Below are 16,660 nucleotides of genomic sequence, written 5' to 3' on the forward strand. Positions count from 1 at the left end.
CTGTAACCAGCTTAAGAAAACACTAAATTTGCAATATGAGCAGCATCTATAATTTTAAGCAGGTAAACAATGCGCTGGCCTGCGCCGGGCAACCTACTGAAGCACAGTTAAAGCAACTTGCTGATGAAAATTACCAGGTAGTTATAAACCTGGCGATGCCAACGGGCAAGTTTGCATTGCCAGGTGAAGAAACTATTGTTGCCGGGCTCGGAATTGAATATATACAAATTCCAGTTGTGTTTGATGACCCGCAATTGAGCGAGCTGTTAGCCTTTATTAATTATATGGACCAGCACGCAGGTAAAAAAATATTGCTGCACTGTGCAGCAAATTACCGTGCATCGGCATTTACAGGGCTTTATCTTTTTAACAAGGGCGAACTGGATACCATGCAAATGCAATCGTTTATTGAAGACGTTTGGCAACCCGACGATATCTGGCAACAATTCATTGATGAAAGCGTACAATACCTGCAAGAAGTGAAAAGTGGAAATTAATTCGGAAGTCGGAATGCCGATTGCGGAATGAAATAACCAGTAACAGCAGCTTTTCATCCGAACTTTCGGGCTCTTTTGTCTTTTGGGCTACCGGACTTTTCGGACTTTCGGACTTTTTGGACTTATTCACTACCAAACTAATAGGGATTTTCTTAATTTCGCAGCCTCATATGCGTAACTAATAAAATGGACTATCAATTTAAAGATATAGAGCAAAAGTGGCAAAAGTTTTGGGCTGATAACCAAACCTTTAAAGCTGACGATAAAACCACTAAACCCAAGTACTATGTACTGGATATGTTCCCATACCCTTCGGGTGCCGGGCTGCATGTGGGCCACCCTCTGGGCTATATCGCATCCGATATTTTTGCGCGCTATAAAAGGCTGAAGGGTTTTAACGTGCTGCACCCTATGGGTTACGATAGCTTTGGCCTGCCGGCCGAGCAATATGCCATACAAACCGGGCAGCATCCGGCTATAACTACCGAGGCAAATATTGCTACCTACCGTCGCCAGCTTGACCAGATTGGCTTTTCGTTCGACTGGAGCCGCGAAGTACGCACCAGCTCGCCCGATTATTATAAATGGACGCAATGGATTTTTATGCAGTTGTTCAACAGCTGGTATAATAAGGATGCTGATAAGGCCGAAAGCATTGATAAACTGGTAAAACATTTTGAGCAAAATGGATCGGCCGGCATAAACGCCGTGTGCGATGACGAAATACAAAGCTTTACTGCTGATGAATGGAAGGCTATGAGCAACCAGGAGCAGCAGGCAGAATTGTTAAAATACCGCCTTACTTACCTGCGCGAAAGTACCGTAAACTGGTGCCCGGCTCTTGGTACTGTGTTGGCTAACGACGAAGTAAAAGACGGCTTTAGCGAACGCGGCGGCTACCCTGTTGAGCAAAAGAAAATGATGCAGTGGAGCATGCGCATAACCGCCTATGCTGACAGGCTTTTAAAAGGCCTTGACACCATTGACTGGCCGGAGCCTTTGAAAGAAATGCAAAGGAACTGGATTGGCAAAAGTGTAGGAGCCTTGGTGAGATTTCAACTTGAGAATGGAACTAATCTCCAATCTCCAACCTCTAATAACTATATTGAGGTTTTTACGACACGTGCCGACACCATTTTCGGAGCGTCGTTCCTGGTGCTTGCACCTGAGCATGAGTTAGTGGCCGGGTTAACAACTGCTGAACAAAAGGCAGATATTGATAACTACATAGCCCAGGCAAAAAAGAAATCGGAATTGGAGCGCATGTCGGATGCTAAAACGGTATCGGGCGCGTTTACCGGCAGCTACGCTATAAATCCGGTTGATGGCGCAAAAGTGCCTATCTGGATTGCCGACTATGTGCTTGCTGGTTATGGTACAGGAGCTGTTATGGCCGTGCCATCAGGCGACCAGCGCGATTACCTTTTTGCAAAGCACTATAACCTGCCGATCATACAAATCATCGACATACAAAAAATAGAAACCGAGGCCGACCCGACTAAAGAAGGGCATTATGTAAACTCCGGTTTTATAAACGGTTTAACTTATAAAGAGGCAACCGCCGCAGTTATTGCGAAACTGGAAGAAGTTGGTGCGGGTAAAGCAAAAGTGAATTTTAGGATGCGCGATGCCATATTTGGCCGTCAGCGCTATTGGGGCGAGCCTGTGCCTGTTTATTTTAAAGATGAGCTGCCTTATTTAATAGCAGAAAAAGACCTGCCTTTGGTATTGCCCGAGGTAGATAAATATTTGCCCACCGAAGACGGCGAGCCACCTTTGGCGCGTGCAAAAGACTGGAACTATAATGGCCACGAGTACGAACTAAGCACTATGCCCGGCTGGGCCGGCAGCAGCTGGTACTGGTTCAGGTATATGGATGCACAGAACGATGAGGCCTTTGCCTCGAAAGATGCGATTGAGTATTGGAAAGATGTTGACCTTTACATAGGCGGCAGCGAGCATGCCACTGGCCACCTGTTGTACAGTCGTTTCTGGAATAAATTTATGAAAGACATTGGCCTTGTTGCTGTGGAAGAACCTTTCAAAAAACTGATTAACCAGGGAATGATACAGGGGCGCAGCAATTTTGTGTACCGGGTAATTGACGAAGAAGGGCGCCCGACGAACACGCTCGTATCACACGGGTTGATTAAAGAGTACAAGACATCGCCGCAGCACGTGGATGTGAACATTGTGGAGAACGAGGTATTAAACATTGCTAAATTTAAGCAATGGCGCCCCGAATATGCCGATGCCGAATTCATTTTGGAAAACGGCAAATACATCTGCGGCGTTGAAGTCGAAAAAATGTCCAAATCAAAATTCAACGTGGTTAACCCCGATGATTTGATTTCACGCTACGGCGCCGACACCCTGCGGATGTACGAAATGTTCTTAGGCCCGTTGGAGCAAAGCAAACCATGGAACACCAACGGTATTGAGGGTGTGTTTAAGTTTTTACGCAAGTTCTGGCGGTTGTTTCATAATGATGCCTGGGAATTCAGCGTATCTGGAAACGAGCCATCAAAAGCTGAACTGAAGACTTTACATACCATTATCCGCAAGGTTGAAGAAGACGTGGAGCGTTTCTCGTTCAATACCTCTGTTTCCAGCTTTATGATTGCGGTAAATGAGCTTACGGCGCTTAAATCAAACAACAAGGCTATCTTAAATGATATGGTTATCATTCTTTCGCCGTATGCGCCGCATATTTGCGAGGAACTATGGACTTTTTTAGGCAACGAGGCGGGAACTTTATCCTATACATCATTTCCAAAATTCAACCCTGCTTATTTGGTAGAGGATGAGTTTGCTTACCCTATATCGATAAATGGCAAAACCAAGCTTAACCTTAACATTCCGCTTAGCCTTGAAGGGGCTGATGTGGAAGCTTTTGTTTTAGCCAGTGCCGACGTACAAAAATACCTTGACGGAAAAACACCAAGAAAAGTGATTGTAGTTAAAGGCAGGATTGTAAATATGGTGGTATAATATTTTTTACCGGGCATGGTTTATTACCGTGCCCGGTAAAATACTTTCGTGCAATTGTCCTGTTTGTCCTGCTCCATTTGTATAGTGGGTACTAACTCAATCATCAAAATGGAAAGGAATCAAACAAACAGGTTCGCCGGAAAAATGGCGGTATTTCAATCGGAAATTTGCGACTTATTTGCCTGTTACGTATATGGTTAACGCAAAAATTATTTGTATAGTACGGCAAAAAAAATATAGTTTAAAAAGCTGCCAGAAGTAAAAAACCATGAATATTTTTGGCAAATAAACTCTATTAAAGCCAATGTTCATGTCCTCCGAAAGCCACAAAAAAACAAGCAAAAACACAGTTCAAACCATCTTTAACCCGCGGCTGATGTTGTATATCAGACACTAAGCTTTGCAACTAAGTTGTTACACTTAAAGTTCATTGTTAAATAATCACACTTTGCCTGTAACATTTCATCTATTTTCGCCTCCAATTACCAAAATCATTAAAAAATGAAACGTTTTTACATAATTATAGCAATTTTATGCTCTTTTATCACCGCTAAGGCCCAAATAGGCCTGGGAGGTGGCGGATCGACGACGGTCGGAAAAATTTCCGGTAACGTAATCGATTCCCTTACTAAAAAACCGATGGACTATGCATCTGTTGGTTTGTACCGCAGTGGTGGTAAGGCGCCCATTACCGGTGTTATTACCGACGAAAAAGGAAACTTCAGACTTGACAACGTTAAGCCCGGTAATTACAAAGTGGTGATAACTTTTATCGGCTATCCTGATAAAGTTATCGACCCGGTAGTAACTACAGCCGCAAAACCTGATAACAATATGGGTGTCATTTCTGTTCCTCCAAGCTCAAAGGTGCTCAAGGAAGTACAGATTCAGGGTCAGTCTGCCCTGATCGAAAACAAAATTGATAAGATTGTTTACAATGCTGAAAAGGATATTACCGCTGCAGGTGGTAACGCTACCGATTTATTGGGTAAAGTTCCATTGGTAACGGTTGACATTAACGGTAACGTATCAGTACGCGGCGATGCCAACGTACGTGTGCTTATCAACGGCAAACCATCAGGCGCTACATCAACCAGCTTATCTGATGTGTTGAAAGCCATCCCGGCTTCGCAAATCAAAAGCATTGAAGTTATCACCTCGCCATCGGCAAAGTATGACGCAGAAGGTTCAGCAGGTATTATCAACATCATAACCAAGCAAAAAAATGTTTCAGGCATCAGCGGTTCGGTTAGTGCAGCTGTAGGTACCAGGCAAAACAACGGTAACTTTAACCTTGGTTACAACAAAAACCGCTTTAGCCTTAATGCTAATATAGGCGGTAACTTAACCTGGCCGCAAACTTCAACCATCGACCAGATGATTGAGCTTGGTGATGCAACCAACTCAACCTCGCATGGAACAAGCAGGGTTACCAGGCACGCCAGCAACAGCTCGATAAGCGCTAACTATGAATTTAACGCATTTAACAGTATCAATTCATCGTTTAAGCTGCTCGATTTTAACTTTAACACTAACAGCAATACCCATACTTTCGGTGCAAATCCGTTCCAAGGGCCGTATGTTTATGATTTACACTCGACTCAGCACAACGAATTCAGCAATTTTGACTGGAACTTTGATTATACCCACAAGTTTAAAAAAGAAGGCGAAGAGCTTGATTTATCAACCCAATGGAGCCATGGCACAGGTACTACAAACTATACCAACCTTTTTTCAACTCAATTCAATCCGAATGTGAAAAATAATATTGCCGGGCTTAATAATGAATTTACCCTGCAGGGTGATTATACTTTGCCAATAAACAAAGTGTTTAAATTAGAAGCTGGTGGTAAAGGCATTTTCAGAAGGATAAACAGTACTTCGGACTATTATTCATACGATTATACTCAGGTGAATAACGATCCTAACGCTAATTTCTACTTTGATAACGTGTTATCAAACATTTACAAATATAATCAAAACGTTGTTGCGGGTTATTCTGTTTTCACAATTACCCTGCCTAAAAAATGGTCGATACTGGCAGGTATGAGGTTAGAGAACACCAGCATACATGGCGACCCGGAATCGTTAAGCCAGGAAGTACAGCCATTTAACCAAACATATCTTACAGTGGTACCCAGCTTAACTATTCAAAAACAGCTAACCACCACACAAACTATTAAGCTGGCTTATAGCAAGCGTATAACACGCCCAAGCCTGCAGTTTTTAAACCCTTTTGTTAACAAAAGCAACTCACAGGCATGGCAGGTTGGTAACCCGCAGCTAAGCCCCGAAGTTTCGCAGACTTTAGAGGTTGATTATAATTCGTTTATCGGTACTTCTATCTTAAATGTGTCGGCGTATTACAAACATACTGCTGGCCTCATCGAGGGCATTGGCGCACCGTACCAACCTTACGGACCTGATTCAACTACCATATCGTTAACCAGGTTTCAAAACGTAGGTGCCAATAATTCCTTCGGTGGCAGCATCTTCGGAACTATTAACCCTTTCAAAGCATTGACAATTATTATGAACATCAATGCCTACACTTATAAACCCGACCCTACAGGTTTATTCAGCAAGGATAAATCACAAAACGGAACTTACATACAGTATGGCGGATTCGTAAGGGCAAGCCTTAACCTGCCAAAAGATTATGTGGTTGAAACATTTGCTTTCGGCAGCTCGCCACGTCACACCTTGCAAGGAACGACCTCAAACTTCAGCATATTTGGTATAGGCGCCAAGAAACAGCTGATGCAAAAGAGGCTTGCTATTGGACTTAACGTAATCGAACCGTTCCACGCGAACAAAAACTTCACTACTAATTTAAGTAGCCCGGGTTACAAGCAGTATAGCAACTTCCAGTTGCCGTTCCGCTCGTACGGTATAACATTCAGCTACAGCTTTGGTAAGTTAAGCTTCAGCAACCCTAATGCTCCTAAGAAAGGCGTTAACAACGACGACTTGAAACAAGGCGACCAGGGTGGTGGCGGTGGCGCACCTGCCGGCGGCGGAAGATAATTCCGAAGAAAGAGTCAAGAACCAAGAATCAAGGTAAAAAAGCAGAAGGCCGGGGAAATTTCTCCGGCCTTCTGCTTTTTAATGTGTTTCCATCTGCTGTCGCGAGTTTAGCGCAAGGTAACCGGGGTATAATGTGGTTCAAGCTCTCAGCTTCCCATACAAATCTTACAAATATGTCATTGCCGCGCTCGTTCCTTACAGCAATGACAAATTTTTTAACACTCTGTAATACCTCGTTTTTTACCGTCAAACCACCGTCATTTCCATCCCCAAAACAAATTAGCCGCCCGTTTTTTCGTATCTTTATATAAGCATTATGAAAATTGTTGAACTTACTGCCGGGCATAATTATAACTACAAAGAATTTATTTTAAAAGGGTTAAAAGCGCATCCTGATGCCTTTCGGATTAGCCCGGTGGACGAGGTGAACGAACCCTTTCCTACAACAGGTAACCCGTACAGTTTTACCCTGGGCGCAATAAATGATGACAATACACTTGCAGGCGTGGTGAGCTTTAAAACAGAAACCGCTAACCGGGAGAAACTGATGCATAAAGGTTTGTTATTCCGAATGTACGTATCTGCTGAAAATGCGGGCAAAGGGGTAGGGCGGAAGCTGGTGGAGCACTTGCTTGCACGGGTTAGGGAACTGGACGATATTGAACAGGTTAACTTAACCGTAGTTGCGACAAATGAAAATGCGATACGACTTTATACAACATTTGGATTTGAGATTTTCAGTTTTGAAAAAAGAGCTATTAAATTAAAAGATACTTACCTGGACGAAAATGCCATGGTATTATTCACAAAACCTGTTTTATAAAACCGGCGACCTGTTTTAAGGTTGTTATAAACACCTGGGATTAGTAATTATTAAAATTAAAAACGAAAATGAACTACAATAAATTAACACCCGAAGAAGAATATATCATCCTGCATAAAGGCACTGAACGCCCGTTTACCGGCGAATTATTAAGCAATAAAGCACAAGGCCTTTATGTGTGCAAGCGCTGTGATACGCCGCTATACACTTCCGAATCGAAATTTGAATCGCATTGCGGCTGGCCGAGTTTCGACGACGAGATTCCGGGTGCTGTAAAACGCGTTCCGGACGCTGATGGCCGCCGGGTTGAAATTGTTTGTGCCAACTGCGGCGCCCACCTGGGCCACGTTTTTGAGGGCGAATATTTAACACCCAAAAATGTGCGCCATTGCGTTAATTCCGTATCGATGAAATTTGTGCCGAAAGCGGATTAATCGACGTTGAAAAAAGTTAATTTAACCTACCCCGAGATTTTTTTTAACATAGGATTTTAACACCTTTTATGCAGCGAAAATCGCCCAGTGATAATATGCCCATATCTTTTGTGCATAACTTATAGGGGGTGTTAAAAACTTAAAGTATCATCATAAAACAGCATAGCCTATATTTGATTATAAGTTCGTTCAACACTATCTATTGTTACCGGATTTCTAGCCGGTAACGGGAAAAACGAAGCCACGTAAAATTGTGGTTTTTGGTACACAGGTTAAAATAGTTTGGCGGGGATGAGTGAGTTGATAATTAAGTAGTTAGTAGCAGTAAATTAGGTTTACAGCTCGCCAGCAAAACTAACGCTATGGAATTGTTGTCGCCCATTGTTAACGGGGCGGTAAGTTAAAAAAGTGAAGATAAGAACTTGTAAATATTAGGAGCGCATGGAACAGGAAACAGAGTTATTGCTGAGGGAAAACAAAGACCGTTTTGTTATACTTCCAATCAAATATCCCGCAATTTGGGAGATGTACAAAAAGTGCGAAGCCAGTTTCTGGACCGCCGAGGAAATTGACCTTGGCGACGATATGAAATACTGGGACGCAATGAATGATGGGGAGCGCCACTTTATATCGCACATACTTGCTTTTTTTGCTGCCAGCGATGGTATTGTAAACGAAAACCTGGCCATAAATTTTATGAGCGAGGTGCAACTGCCCGAAGCCCGCTGTTTCTATGGTTTCCAGATCATGATGGAAAACATCCACTCCGAAACATACGCATTGCTGATTGATACTTATATAAAAGATCCTGCAGAAAAAGATCGCCTGTTTCATGCAATAGATACAGTGCCTTGCGTAGGTAAGAAAGCACAATGGGCATTACGCTGGATAAACAACGGAACTTTTGCTGAGCGTTTAATTGCATTTGCCGCCGTTGAAGGTATTTTCTTCTCGGGTAGTTTTTGCTCTATATTCTGGTTAAAGAAACGCGGCCTGATGCCGGGCTTAACCTTCAGTAATGAACTGATATCTCGTGACGAAGGCATGCACTGCGAATTTGCTTGCCTGCTTTATCGCATGCTGGAAAATAAACTGTCGCAGGAAGCAGCTACTGCTATCATTACTGATGCTGTTGAGATAGAAAAAGAATTTGTAAGCGATGCCTTGCCGGTTAGCCTGATAGGTATGAACGCCAAGCTAATGGGCCAGTATATTGAATTTGTGGCCGACAGGTGGTTAGGTGAATTGGGCTACGATAAAGTTTACGGCGCATCAAATCCATTCGATTTTATGGAAATGATATCGCTGCAGGGAAAGACAAACTTCTTCGAAAAAAGGGTAGGAGATTACCAAAAGAGTGGTGTGCTAAACTCACAAGAAAGCAAATCGTTTTCGTTAGATGAAGATTTTTAGTTTCGTGATTAGAGGCTGGAGATTAGAGGATAGAAAAAAGGAAAATAAAGAAAGCGAAATCTGTGTAATCGTTTTCAAATAGGTGAAATCATAGTAATAGTAGTTAAACAATCAACCTGCCCGGTGGCAGAAAGTTAAAAAGGGGGTCAAACATGTTTGTAGTAAAAAGAGACGGAAAAAGAGAATCGGTAAAATTTGACAAGATTACGGCACGCATTGAAAAGTTGTGTTATGGGTTTCACCTTGTCGACCCGATTGATGTAGCCAAAAAAGTAATTGAAGGTTTGTTTGACGGCGTAACCACTTCTGAGCTTGACAACCTGGCCGCAGAAACTGCCGCTTCGTTAACAACCAAACATCCTGATTACGCTTTGCTGGCGTCGCGTATTGCAGTATCAAACCTGCACAAAAACACCATCAAATCGTTTTCGGAAACCATGCGTTTGCTGCATGAGTACATCGACCCTAAAACAGGCAAGGATGCATCGTTAATTGCTGACGACGTTTGGGAAGTAATTGAGAAAAACGCCGAGCTTTTAGACAGCAGCATTATTTACGACCGCGATTTCGGTTTTGATTACTTCGGTTTCAAAACGCTTGAAAAATCATACTTGCTGAAGTTAAACGGCAAAATAGCTGAACGCCCTCAGCACTTGTTTATGCGCGTATCGGTTGGTATACATAAAGAGGACGTAGAAAGCGCCATCAAAACATACAACCTGATGAGCGAGCGCTGGTTTACCCACGCAACCCCAACCTTGTTTAACGCAGGTACCCCAAAACCACAGATGTCATCGTGCTTCTTATTGACCATGAAGGACGACAGCATTGACGGGATATATGACACCCTTAAGCAAACTGCTAAAATATCACAAAGCGCAGGCGGTATAGGCCTGAGCATACATAATGTAAGGGCTACAGGCTCATACATTAGCGGCACAAACGGCACCAGCAATGGTATTATCCCAATGCTGCGTGTGTTTAACGATACTGCCCGTTACGTTGACCAGGGCGGTGGCAAGCGTAAAGGTGCGTTCGCAATCTACCTTGAGCCTTGGCATGCAGATGTTTTTGAATTCCTTGATCTCCGCAAAAACCATGGTAAAGAAGAAATGCGTGCCCGCGACTTGTTCTATGCCCTTTGGGTATCTGACTTGTTTATGGAGCGCGTAGAAGCTAACGAGGACTGGAGCCTATTCTGCCCGCACGAAGCACCGGGACTTGCCGATTGCTGGGGTAAAGACTTTGAAAAACTATACAAAAAATACGAAGCAGAAGGCCGTGCCCGCAAAGTGGTAAAAGCACAAGAACTTTGGTTTGCGATATTAGATTCGCAGGTTGAAACCGGTACACCTTATTTGTTGTACAAGGATGCTGCCAACGGCAAATCGAACCAGCAAAATTTGGGCACTATAAAAAGCTCGAACCTTTGCACTGAAATTATAGAGTACACATCGGCTGATGAAATCGCAGTTTGTAACCTGGCGTCGCTTGCATTGCCACGCTACATAAAAGACGGTATTTTCGATCACGATAAATTATACGAAGTAACCTACCAGGCTACTCTAAATCTTAACAAGATAATCGACGGTAACTATTACCCGGTTGAAGAGGCAGAACGCTCAAACTTACGCCACCGCCCAATAGGCTTAGGTGTACAGGGTTTGGCCGATGCATTCATCCAGCTGCGTATGCCGTTTGAAAGCGAAGAAGCTAAAAAACTGAACAAAGAGATATTTGAAACCATCTACTTTGCGGCAATGACAGCTTCGAAAGACCTTGCTATAAAAGACGGTCCTTACGAAACATTTAAAGGCTCGCCATTATCAAAAGGACAGTTCCAGTTTGATTTGTGGAAAGTAAAACCGGAAAGCGGCCGTTGGGATTGGGAAAACCTGCGTTTAGATGTGATGAACCATGGCGTGCGTAACTCACTGTTAGTAGCGCCAATGCCAACTGCATCAACCAGCCAGATATTGGGCAACAACGAATGCTTTGAGCCATATACCTCGAACATCTACACCCGCAGGGTATTAAGCGGTGAGTTTATCATCGTAAACAAATACCTGTTGCGCGATTTGGTGAACCGCGGATTGTGGGATACCGCAATGAAAGACAAAATCATCACTGCAAATGGTTCAATCCAGGATATTGCTGAAATACCTGCTGATGTAAAAGAACTGTACAAAACAGTTTGGGAAATTAAGATGCGTACCATCATCGATATGGCTGCCGACCGTGGCGCTTATATCTGCCAGTCGCAATCGCTTAACCTGTTCATCAACTCGCCAAATGCAAGCAAACTTACCTCGATGCACTTCTATGCATGGAAGAAAGGCCTTAAAACAGGTATGTATTACCTGCGTACACAGGCAGCATCACAAGCGGTTAAATTTACAGTTGAAAACCAGGGCGGCAAAAACATGGATGCCGTTATACCGGAAGTGGTTGCCGAACTAAGCAACGACGTACCTGCCGGCCCAAGCTGCTCTATGGAAGAAGGTTGCGTAACCTGCTCCGCATAAGTTTTTAAGAAGTCCGGAAAGACCGGAAGTCTGTAAAGTCCGAAAGTTTGAATTTCATATTCATACTTTCGGGCTTTTGCCGTTTTTAGGAGGCACCAACAAGGCAGGCAACTCAAAAAAATGTCAATTGATTACATTTGTCGAAATTTGAAATATCTGATAATGAGCGTGTTTCATAGCGTTCCGGGTGTTCCGCGTGAGAAAATGGAACGCTTTGGCGGCATTTAACCTGTTGACTCTGCGGCGATTCACAACCATAACTTATCCCAGGGCAACTTTTTTACGTCCAACGCGCTTTTACAATAAGTAAACATTCTTATTCCTAAATTTGATAACCCATACTATGGTCTATCGTTCATGGTCTATGGACTAAAAAATGATAAAGCACGAAATAATACATTGTGAGCGCTGCGGAACAGACATTGAATGTAAGGCAAACAGCTTTACCAAATGCCAATGCGCCACAGTTCAGCTGAATTTAAACGAAGTACAATATATTGCTGAGAATTATGAAGGCTGTATGTGTGCGAAGTGTTTGATGGAACTACAGGAGGAATATGGGGCAATGCTGGTGGCAACTGTTAGCCCATAGCAACAAATCCGTTCGAATCATGTTACTCCACGCTGTTTACCTGGCTGCCTATTTCAATCATTACTCCTTGAAAATGGAAGTAAAAACCAAAAGCCCTTCTTATTTTTTGTGGCTGTTGCTCAAGGGCTATTCCACCGTCTTTTAATTTGTCGAACAAAGCAATTACTTCAGCTTCATTATCAAGAAAAAAACCGATATGAAAAGCATCGGGATAATTGTGGTTGCCTCTTTCGTTAAGCCGCTGATTCATCAGCACCAAAACAAAGCCGTTCGTGCCGCTTAGCACAGACAAAGTATCGTTAGGTTTGCTGTCTTCACATTTAAAAGCGAAGTAAGTTTCAAAAAAGGTGCGGGCAGTGGGCACGTCCTGTACACTAAGGTTGAGATGATTTAAAGTCATAATTTATATTTAATAATTATGCTTTGGATACGGAGATTACCAAAATGTTACATTTATAAATGAATAATCATTCATTTATATAAATAGCCTTTTACTTGATTGTGGCCAGCTATAGTCAAGTAAAAGAGGGCTATCTTATCAATAAGCCTTCCAGCCGCCGTTTGTTCTTTTATATTGAAAGACGCTTTCCCGGCCTGTTCCACACCAATCAAGGTTCTCCAGCCATTCCCTGATTACTAATATTTTTGTATTCGCATTATATTGCGGATAAGATATACACATATAACCGAATCCATAACGTTTGTGCCAGGCACGCTACGTTTCGCTGTCCATCGTTGGTATGTAAATATTTTTAATTGTTTTAATCAATACGTCATCAGCAATAACATTTGTAGAATTAAATTTTTTGCTATCCCATTTTAACGTAGTGTCGTATAAAGCCGGTGGAATGTAACTTATCGGAGGTGTATCGGTTTTTTTACCGCCACCATAAAGCTTTAGAATTTCAGCCTCTTTATTTTTGTAGATATGGCCAAAATTTCGACCTTTTAGAGGATAGACAAATACATGCCTTTTGGTAGGCAGGGTATCCAGCCGTGGCAGGTAATATTTATTCAGAAACTCATAAACTTCAGCAGAGTCAAGTGGCCTAAAATCAGCTTTCTTTTTTAATATTTCGAGGGTGTCGGTTAACGTACGGCCGTTTATGCGCACGGCCGGTCGGCAGGCAATAAGGAGCACCGCAACAACAATAAAAGCAAGCTTACGCATATTATGCTAAAGGTAGCAGAATTTTATTTCACCTCTATATTTTTCTCCGCCTTCACATCCGCCGACGAACTCCCCACCATCAATTGCACCGGCTCCTTCTCCACAATAAAACCCTTTTTCGCTACATCCCAGTAAGCAAGCGCCGATGCAGGCAACTTTATGCTAACCGTTTGTACTTCCCTTGGATTAAGTGTAACTCGCTTAAAGCCTTTCAATTCTTTAAGAGGCCGCTCAACTCTCGATTTAAGGTGCTTTACATAAAGCTGCACCACTTCATCACCAGCGCGTGTGCCAGTATTTTTTACGTCGATGCTAATGATTACTTCACCGTTTTTATCCAGTTTGTCTGTGCTTGTTTTGAGGTTGTTGTACTGGAACGTGGTATAGCTTAGTCCAAAACCCAAAGGGTACAACGGCGTATCTTTCATGTACATATACGTGCGGCCATGCCTGATGTTGTAATCCATCATCGGTGGCAGCTGGGCCAGTGTGTCGGGCCAGGTTTGTACCAGTTTGCCGCCGGGGTTTATGTCGCCAAACAGGGCATCGGCCAGTGCACTGCCTTGTTCCTGGCTGCAATGGGTTATGTGGATTATGGCCGGGATATTTTGCTGTTCCCATTTGATGGCGTAGGGGAAATTACTTACTACTACCAAAATAATATGCGGATTGATCTTGTGTAGGTTTTTTACAAGGGCCTCCTGTGCACTGTCCAGGCTGATGCTTTGGCGGTCTACAGCCTCGCGGCCCTCGGTTGGGCCGTCAACTTTTTTCCAGCCCAGGTTACCGGTGGGGTTATTACCTACGCAAACTATTACCGTTTCCGCAGTTTTTGCCATGGCCAATGCCAGGTTATCGTTGGTGGTGTGGCTTACTACGGTATTTGCGCCTACCTTATTTTTTATCCCCTCCAATATACTCACGCTATAGGCTGGCACGCCGCTGTACCAATCCTGCAATACCTCCGCCGACCGTGGCCCAACTACCGCAACCGACTTTAATTTGCTTTTATCAAGCGGCAGTAAATTATCCTGATTTTTTAACAGGACGATTGATTTTTGTGTAATAAGCCGCACAAAGTCCCTGTTTTTTTGCGACAGCCATGGCTCGGGGCCATTGCCAATGCTGCTGTAAGGCACCATTTCCGGCGGGTCAAGCTGCCCCAGTTTTGTCATTACCCTGAAAACGCCGCGCAGGTTGGCATCGATGTCGGCCTCGGTAATTAATTTCTTTTGCAGGGCCTCCATAGTGCCGGGTTTATAGGTATCTAAAAACTGGTTGATGCCTGCTTTTATACAACCCGCAGCCGCTTCTGCAAGGGTGGGATAATAATGATGCGCGTTAACCAGCAACCGGTATGCGCCGCCATCGGTACAGATGATGCCGTTTTGACCCCATTGGTTTACGGTAATATCTTCCAACATCGGGCTCACGGTTTGAGGCACACCGTTTACCCGGTTGTACGATGCCATGTATGCACGCGAGCCGCCCAATTCCACACCCATGCGGAACGGTAAAGAATAATATTCCCTCAACAACCGCTCATCAAAGTCGGACGAACTGCTGTCGCGGCTGTTTTCGTTGCTGTTCGCCAGAAAGTGTTTCATGAGAGCGGCGGTAGTCCAGTATTTCGGGTCGTTGCCCTGCAGGCCTTTTATGTATGCTACTACCAGGGAGCCGTTAAAAAAAGCGTCCTCGCCGTAGCATTCTTCGGTACGGCCCCAGCGTGGGTCGCGGCCGATGTCGGCATTGGGAGCACGTATCACCAAGCCGCCCTTATGGTATTTATCGCTTTGGAATAGGTAACGGGTTTCAAAAGCTTCGATAGCGCCGGCTTGTTGTAACAGTTCCGGGTCCCAGGTTTCAGCCATGCCTATTGATTGCGGAAAAATGGTGGTGGGCACCGGTGTTTTGCGGCCCCAGTTGCCTTCCAGTCCCATGGCTAAACCATGTAGCCCTTCCACATGGCCGGTGCCTTTAACGCCCAGCCGGGTAACGGTGGGGTTAGTGCTGAGGCAACTCACTTTTTCATCCAGCGTCATTAAGGATATCAGGTTCGTAATCCTGTCTTCGGTGGGTAGGGCAGGGTTTTGGAAAGGGTATTTATATTGGGCGACGGTAGCTTTTGTGGCCAACAAAAGGCACAAGCATATTATCAGTTTAATTCTTTTGTTGGTTTTCATTTTGCAGATAGAGGTTTTGTAAATAGGGGTGAACTGCAGCCTATTAGCGATTGAAAATTAGCATATCGCTGCTTTTAATACTAATAGCATATTATCATTTTTTAACAATAATTGGTATTTAATTATCAATCGATGATGGTGTGTCGGTATTGCCCTTGGGGCCGGTGTTTTAATTATCTTTCCGGACTTTACCGAGTCTCTCTACTTTTCCAACTTTCGCACTAAATACCTATCTTCGCTCCCCGTAACTCATTTGCTAAAACTTCATGAAATTATTAGAAGGAAAAACCGCACTTATCACAGGAGCATCCAAGGGGATAGGGCGTAAAATTGCCGAAAAGTTTGCCGAGCATGGCGCTAATGTGGCTTTCACTTATTTATCGTCTGTTGAAAAAGGACAGGCCCTTGAACAGGAACTGCAAAGCTTTGGTACCCAGGTAAAAGGCTACCAATCTGATGCTTCTAAATTTGATGAAGCAGAAAAACTTATAAACGATATAATCGCCGATTTCGGCACTTTGCATATAGTGGTTAACAACGCCGGCATCACCAAAGATGGCTTGCTGATGCGCATGACCGAAGCCCAGTGGGACGAAGTTTTAGACGTTAATCTAAAATCAATTTTTAATGTTACCAAGGCGGCATCAAAAATTATGATGAAAGCCCGTAAGGGTGTGTTTATTAACATGAGCTCGGTTGTAGGCATCCAGGGGAACGCGGGGCAGTCGAATTATGCCGCTTCAAAGGCGGGTATTATCGGTTTTTCCAAATCGGTTGCTAAAGAATTAGGTTCGCGTAACATCCGTACCAACGTGGTTGCCCCGGGCTTTATCCGTACCGAAATGACGGACGTTTTAGACCCTAAAGTGGTCGAAGGATGGGCGGCAGCTATCCCTTTAAAACGTGCCGGCGAGCCCGAAGATGTGGCTAATACCTGCGTTTTCCTGGCATCAGACCTGGCAGCATACATCACCGGGCAGGTAATTTCTGTCGATGGTGGGATG

Annotated in this window: 12 protein-coding genes; 9 read left to right on the plus strand and 3 right to left on the minus strand. The window is 43.8% G+C overall.

Annotated features, from left to right (window positions below; genetic code table 11):
• Positions 1 to 35 precede the first annotated feature (35 nt).
• The 8 genes from Q0R52_RS00950 (at position 36) to Q0R52_RS00985 (ending at position 12,302) form a co-directional block, all read left to right on the plus strand.
• Complete coding sequence (locus tag Q0R52_RS00950) at positions 36 to 497, plus strand: protein tyrosine phosphatase family protein (RefSeq protein ID WP_295791091.1); 462 nt, start codon at positions 36 to 38, stop codon at positions 495 to 497.
• Positions 498 to 683: 186 nt separating this feature from the next.
• Complete coding sequence (leuS, locus tag Q0R52_RS00955; protein ID WP_295791095.1) at positions 684 to 3,488, plus strand: leucine--tRNA ligase; 2,805 nt, start codon at positions 684 to 686, stop codon at positions 3,486 to 3,488.
• A gap of 501 nt (positions 3,489 to 3,989) precedes the next feature.
• Positions 3,990 to 6,515, plus strand: a complete 2,526-nt coding sequence (locus tag Q0R52_RS00960) for a TonB-dependent receptor (RefSeq protein WP_295791098.1) — start codon at positions 3,990 to 3,992, stop codon at positions 6,513 to 6,515.
• A gap of 316 nt (positions 6,516 to 6,831) precedes the next feature.
• Positions 6,832 to 7,338 carry a GNAT family N-acetyltransferase gene (locus Q0R52_RS00965; RefSeq protein WP_295791100.1) on the plus strand — a complete coding sequence of 169 codons (507 nt, stop codon included), beginning with the start codon at positions 6,832 to 6,834 and terminating at the stop codon, positions 7,336 to 7,338.
• Positions 7,339 to 7,406: 68 nt separating this feature from the next.
• The gene (locus tag Q0R52_RS00970) at positions 7,407 to 7,772 is read left to right on the plus strand and encodes a methionine-R-sulfoxide reductase (RefSeq protein WP_295791104.1); all 366 of its coding nucleotides are present in this window, start codon (positions 7,407 to 7,409) and stop codon (positions 7,770 to 7,772) included.
• 441 nt (positions 7,773 to 8,213) lie between these two features.
• Positions 8,214 to 9,185, plus strand: a complete 972-nt coding sequence (locus Q0R52_RS00975) for a ribonucleoside-diphosphate reductase small subunit (protein ID WP_295791107.1) — start codon at positions 8,214 to 8,216, stop codon at positions 9,183 to 9,185.
• 152 nt (positions 9,186 to 9,337) lie between these two features.
• Entirely contained in the window at positions 9,338 to 11,710 is a 2,373-nt protein-coding gene (locus Q0R52_RS00980; protein ID WP_295791110.1) for a ribonucleoside-diphosphate reductase subunit alpha, read from the plus strand.
• A gap of 376 nt (positions 11,711 to 12,086) precedes the next feature.
• Complete coding sequence (locus tag Q0R52_RS00985) at positions 12,087 to 12,302, plus strand: cysteine-rich CWC family protein (RefSeq protein WP_295791114.1); 216 nt, start codon at positions 12,087 to 12,089, stop codon at positions 12,300 to 12,302.
• 22 nt (positions 12,303 to 12,324) lie between these two features.
• Here Q0R52_RS00985 and Q0R52_RS00990 read toward each other — a convergent pair whose 3' ends face one another.
• The 3 genes from Q0R52_RS00990 to Q0R52_RS01000 form a co-directional block, all read right to left on the minus strand.
• Positions 12,325 to 12,702: a VOC family protein gene (locus Q0R52_RS00990; protein ID WP_295791116.1), complete on the minus strand. Its 378-nt coding sequence runs from the start codon at positions 12,700 to 12,702 to the stop codon at positions 12,325 to 12,327.
• A 315-nt stretch (positions 12,703 to 13,017) separates the two neighbouring features.
• Positions 13,018 to 13,473 (minus strand): hypothetical protein, encoded by a 456-nt coding sequence (locus Q0R52_RS00995; RefSeq protein WP_295791118.1) that lies wholly within the window; start codon positions 13,471 to 13,473, stop codon positions 13,018 to 13,020.
• A gap of 23 nt (positions 13,474 to 13,496) precedes the next feature.
• Positions 13,497 to 15,656, minus strand: coding sequence for a glycoside hydrolase family 3 C-terminal domain-containing protein (locus Q0R52_RS01000; RefSeq protein ID WP_295791121.1), 2,160 nt, complete (start codon positions 15,654 to 15,656; stop codon positions 13,497 to 13,499).
• Between the two features lie 266 nt (positions 15,657 to 15,922).
• Here Q0R52_RS01000 and fabG point away from each other — a divergent pair.
• Positions 15,923 to 16,660 (plus strand): 3-oxoacyl-[acyl-carrier-protein] reductase (fabG, locus tag Q0R52_RS01005; RefSeq protein WP_295791123.1); only part of this gene is annotated, 738 nt, incomplete at its 3' end.

The sequence above is a fragment of the Mucilaginibacter sp. genome, assembly GCF_025359345.1.
Classification (GTDB): Bacteria; Bacteroidota; Bacteroidia; order Sphingobacteriales; family Sphingobacteriaceae; genus Mucilaginibacter.

What these genes read in the sequence shown, in the direction of transcription:
- Q0R52_RS00985 (WP_295791114.1), top strand. Translation starts at nt 12,087, where the DNA reads ATGATAAAGCACGAAATAATACATTGTGAGCGCTGCGGAACAGACATT.
- Q0R52_RS00975 (WP_295791107.1), top strand. Translation starts at nt 8,214, where the DNA reads ATGGAACAGGAAACAGAGTTATTGCTGAGGGAAAACAAAGACCGTTTT.
- Q0R52_RS00990 (WP_295791116.1), bottom strand. Translation starts at nt 12,702, where the DNA reads ATGACTTTAAATCATCTCAACCTTAGTGTACAGGACGTGCCCACTGCC.
- Q0R52_RS00965 (WP_295791100.1), top strand. Translation starts at nt 6,832, where the DNA reads ATGAAAATTGTTGAACTTACTGCCGGGCATAATTATAACTACAAAGAA.
- Q0R52_RS00970 (WP_295791104.1), top strand. Translation starts at nt 7,407, where the DNA reads ATGAACTACAATAAATTAACACCCGAAGAAGAATATATCATCCTGCAT.
- Q0R52_RS00960 (WP_295791098.1), top strand. Translation starts at nt 3,990, where the DNA reads ATGAAACGTTTTTACATAATTATAGCAATTTTATGCTCTTTTATCACC.
- Q0R52_RS00980 (WP_295791110.1), top strand. Translation starts at nt 9,338, where the DNA reads ATGTTTGTAGTAAAAAGAGACGGAAAAAGAGAATCGGTAAAATTTGAC.
- leuS (WP_295791095.1), top strand. Translation starts at nt 684, where the DNA reads ATGGACTATCAATTTAAAGATATAGAGCAAAAGTGGCAAAAGTTTTGG.
- Q0R52_RS01000 (WP_295791121.1), bottom strand. Translation starts at nt 15,656, where the DNA reads ATGAAAACCAACAAAAGAATTAAACTGATAATATGCTTGTGCCTTTTG.
- Q0R52_RS00995 (WP_295791118.1), bottom strand. Translation starts at nt 13,473, where the DNA reads ATGCGTAAGCTTGCTTTTATTGTTGTTGCGGTGCTCCTTATTGCCTGC.
- Q0R52_RS00950 (WP_295791091.1), top strand. Translation starts at nt 36, where the DNA reads ATGAGCAGCATCTATAATTTTAAGCAGGTAAACAATGCGCTGGCCTGC.